A 4,011-nucleotide genomic window follows, 5' to 3' on the forward strand; every position below is an offset into this window, starting at 1 on the left:
GGCATCTCGGTCAGCGCTGGCTGACCCCGCGGGCGGGACGCCCGATCGTGGACGTGGTCGCCTTCGACGAGACCGCGCTGCTCACCGGCGCCCGGGAAGCCAACGACGTCGCCCTCACCCTGACGTACCCCGAGCGTGGCCCCCTGTTCTCGACCCTCATGGCCCTGCGCCGGGACGCCGACGGCCGCCTCGCCTTTCGGGGCCGCGCCTGCCATGCCGGAGCGCTGCAGCGCGATATAGCGATCCCCGAGACGGCCGACGAGTGGACGCCCGCGCCATTCGTGACCAGCGTCGCCGACGACCGCACCCTGGCGATCCTCCGCGCCTGAGGCGTCATCCGCCCGTCACCTCCGATGGCCTCGAAAAACCGGACACCCGGGGACGTGCGCGCACGGCGCGTCCGGTTTCCGGCCGCAGCGCGGCGAGCCGGATTGTCGCCCCGGTGCAGGGCCTTGCGTCGACGGGAGGACCCTGGCGCCTCCCCGGATGATGCGGCGCACCGAATCAATTCATCCTCCGGTCAGGGATGCGGTGGCAGGGTCGTCCTCGGAACGTGGCCGGCGAACCAATCGCCTCGATGTGTGTTGTCACACGAGTCTCTTTCCAAGAGACAAGGGATGGGCTAGCACTGATGCTCATGGGTGCGCTGCAACAAGTTCTCGTTGTCGACGATGGCCACCGCGCCGTCGATCATTCGCTCGCCGCCGAACTCGCGGAGCTCGGTTATGCCAGCGTCACCGCCTCCCTCGAGGCGGCGCACGACGTGCTCGCGGTCATCGCGCGCCCGGCCGCGGTTCTGCTCCAGGCCTCCTCCCGGCGCGATCCGGCCCATGCCCAGCTCTCCGAGCGCCTGCGCGAGCAGATGCGCCAAGCCGGCATCCCGGTGATCGTGGTGGACGAGGGGATGGCCCGGCGCTCCGGCACCGCCATCGACCTCCAGAGCCAGATCGGGCCCTACGTCCTCAACCAGCCCGACCTCTGAAGGCAGCGGGTGAGGCAAGGCCCTTAGGCACTTGGCATAACGAAGGTTTTTCGAAAAGGGCGTGCCGCGAGGCGTGCCCTTTTCGCTTTGATGGATCAGGCCGTCTTCTCGGATCAGGCCGCCTTCTTGCGCCGGGCGATCGTCGACAGGCTGCGCAGGATCGTCGTGGTCACCTTGAGCCGCTCCGGGATGGTGTCGAGTTCGCGGATGAACACGATGCTCATGTCCGGGCGCACCTTGGCGAAGGAGGCCTGCTCGGTGACGTAGGCCACCAGCCCCTGCGGGTTGGCGAAAGCCTTGTCGCGGAAGTGGACGACGACGCCCTTCGGGCCGGCCTCGACCTTCTCCACGTTGGTGTCGCGGCACAGGATCTTGATGGTGACGATCTTGAGGAGCTGCTCCACCTCCGGCGGCAGCGGCCCGAACCGGTCGATCAGCTCGGCGCCGAAGCTCTCCATCTCGGCGTCGTTCTCGAGCGTCGAGAGCCGGCGATAGAGCCCGAGGCGGACGGTGAGGTCCTCGACGTACTCCTCCGGGATCGTGACCGGGGCGCCGAGCGCGATGGTGGGCGACCAGGCCTCCTCCACGGGCTCGTCGATGCCGGCCTTCAGAGCCGTGACCGCATCCTCCAGCATCTGCTGGTAGAGCTCGTAGCCGACCTCCTTGATGTGGCCGGACTGGGCGTCGCCGAGCAGGTTGCCGGCGCCCCGGATGTCGAGGTCGTGGGAGGCGAGCTGGAAGCCGGCGCCCAGGGTGTCGAGGGTCTGGAGCACCCGCAGCCGCTTCTCCGCCTGCACCGTCAGCGTCCGGTTGGCCGGCGTCGTGAACAGCGCGTAGGCCCGGGCCTTGGCGCGCCCGACGCGGCCGCGCAGCTGGTAGAGCTGGGCCAGACCGAACATGTCGGCCCGGTGCACGATCAGCGTGTTGGCGGTGGGGATGTCGAGGCCGGATTCGACGATGGTGGTGGAGAGCAGCACGTCGAACTTGCCCTCGTAGAAGGCCGTCATCACGTCCTCGAGCTGGCCCGCCGCCATCTGGCCGTGCGCCACCGCCACCTTGGTCTCGGGCATCTCGGTATCGAGGAAGCGCTTGACCTCGGCCAGATCCTCGATGCGCGGCACCACGTAGAAGGACTGGCCGCCGCGATAGCGCTCGCGCAGGAGCGCCTCGCGCACGAGGAGCGGGTCGAAGGGCGTCACGGAGGTGCGCACCGCGAGGCGGTCCACCGGCGGGGTGGCGATGATCGAGAGTTCGCGGACCCCCGTCATGGCGAGCTGCAGGGTGCGGGGGATCGGGGTCGCCGAGAGGGTGAGCACGTGGACATCCGCCTGGAGCGCCTTCAGGCGCTCCTTGTGGGCCACGCCGAAATGCTGCTCCTCGTCGACGATGATGAGGCCGAGATCCTTGAAGGCCACGGCCTTGGCGAGCAGGGCGTGCGTTCCGACGACGATGTCGACGGTGCCGGCGACGAGCCCGTCGCGCACCCGCTTCATCTCGGTGTTGGAGACGAAGCGCGACATCTGCGCCACCTCGACGGGCAGGCCTTTGAAGCGCTCGGCGAAGGTGCGGTAGTGCTGGCGCGCCAGCAGCGTGGTGGGCACCACCACCGCCACCTGCTTGCCGCCCATGGCGCCGGCGAAGGCCGCGCGGAGCGCCACCTCGGTCTTGCCGAAGCCGACGTCGCCGCACACCAGCCGGTCCATCGGGCGGCCCGCATTGAGGTCGGTGAGCACCGCGTCGATGGCGTTGGCCTGGTCCTCGGTCTCGTTGAAGGCGAAGCGCGCCGCGAACTCGTCGGTGAGCCCCTCCGGCGCGTGCAGGCGGGGCGCCTGGCGCACGAAGCGCTCGGCCGCGACCCGGATGAGCTGGCCCGCCATCTCGAGGATGCGCTTCTTCATCTTGGCCTTGCGGGCCTGCCAGGCGCCGCCGCCGAGACGGTCGAGGGCGACCTCCGCATCCTCCGAGCCGTAGCGCGTCAGCAGCTCGATGTTCTCGACGGGGAGCAGCAGCAGGCCGCCGGCATACTGGATCTCCAGGCAATCGTGCGGCGCGCCCGCCGCCGTCACGGTCTTGAGGCCCACGAAGCGGCCGATGCCGTGGTCGGCATGGACCACGAGGTCGCCGGGCTGGAGGGCTTGCACCTCCAGGATGATGTCCTGCGGGCGCTTGGCCTTGCGCTTCTGGCGCACCAGACGGTCGCCGAGGATGTCGCCTTCCGAGATCACCGCGAGCTTGTCGACGACGAAGCCGGATTCGAGGCCCCAGACCGCCACCGCCACGTCCGTGCCGCGCTTCAGGGCGTTGACCGAGGCGAGCGTGTTGATGGCGACGGGCTTCTTCAGGCCGTGGTCGCCCAGGACCGAGCAGAGCCGGTCGCGCGAGCCGTCGGACCAGGATCCCAGGATCACGTGATGACCGGATCCCTGGAGGTCCCGCACGTGGGCCACCGCTGCGTCGAAGACGCTGGCGGATTCGTCCGCCCGCTCGGCCGCGAAGGTGCGGCCCTGGCGGCCCTCGCAATCGATGGTCGCCCGGTCCGGGTTCTCCGGCATGGAGAAGGGGGAGAGCCGGGCGACGGAGGCCGCCGCCACCCGGTCGCGCCACTCGTTGGGCGTCAGGTAGAGGGCGGAGGGCTTGAGCGGCTTGTAGGGTGCGACCCCCGGGGACGGCGCCGCCATCGCCCCGGCGCGGGCGTCGTAATAGTCGCGGATCAGGGTCAGGCGCTCGCCCGCCGCCTCGTCCACCTGCGCGTCGAACACCATCGGCACCCCGCCGACATAGTCGAACAGCGTGTCGAGATGGTCGTAGAACAGCGGCATCCAGTGCTCGAGGCCGGCATAGCGCCGGCCCTCGCTGATCGTCTCGTAGAGCCGGTCGTCGCGGGTGGCCGCGCCGAAGGTCGAGAGGTAGCCCTGGCGGAAGCGCCGGATCGTCTCGGTGGTGAGCTGCACCTCGCTCATCGGCACGAGGTCCAGCGAGCGCAGCTGCCCGATGGTGCGCTGGGTCTCGGGGTCGAAGGCGCGGATCGA

Annotated in this window: 2 protein-coding genes and 1 pseudogene; 2 read left to right on the forward strand and 1 reads right to left on the reverse strand. The window is 69.8% G+C overall.

Annotation, left to right across the window (positions count from 1 at the left end; all coding sequences use genetic code 11):
* A pseudogene (locus tag JWQ05_RS00735) lies at positions 1-329 on the forward strand (long-chain fatty acid--CoA ligase); the annotation flags it as partial.
* A gap of 308 nt (positions 330-637) precedes the next feature.
* Positions 638-982, forward strand: coding sequence for a hypothetical protein (locus JWQ05_RS00740; RefSeq protein WP_299652939.1), 345 nt, complete (start codon positions 638-640; stop codon positions 980-982).
* Between the two features lie 113 nt (positions 983-1,095).
* Here JWQ05_RS00740 and mfd read toward each other — a convergent pair.
* Positions 1,096-4,011, reverse strand: a 2,916-nt coding sequence (mfd, locus tag JWQ05_RS00745; protein ID WP_299652937.1) for a transcription-repair coupling factor, incomplete at its 5' end; no start/stop codon positions are given.

This window comes from Methylobacterium sp. (genome assembly GCF_028290105.1).
GTDB lineage: Bacteria > Pseudomonadota > Alphaproteobacteria > Rhizobiales > Beijerinckiaceae > Methylobacterium.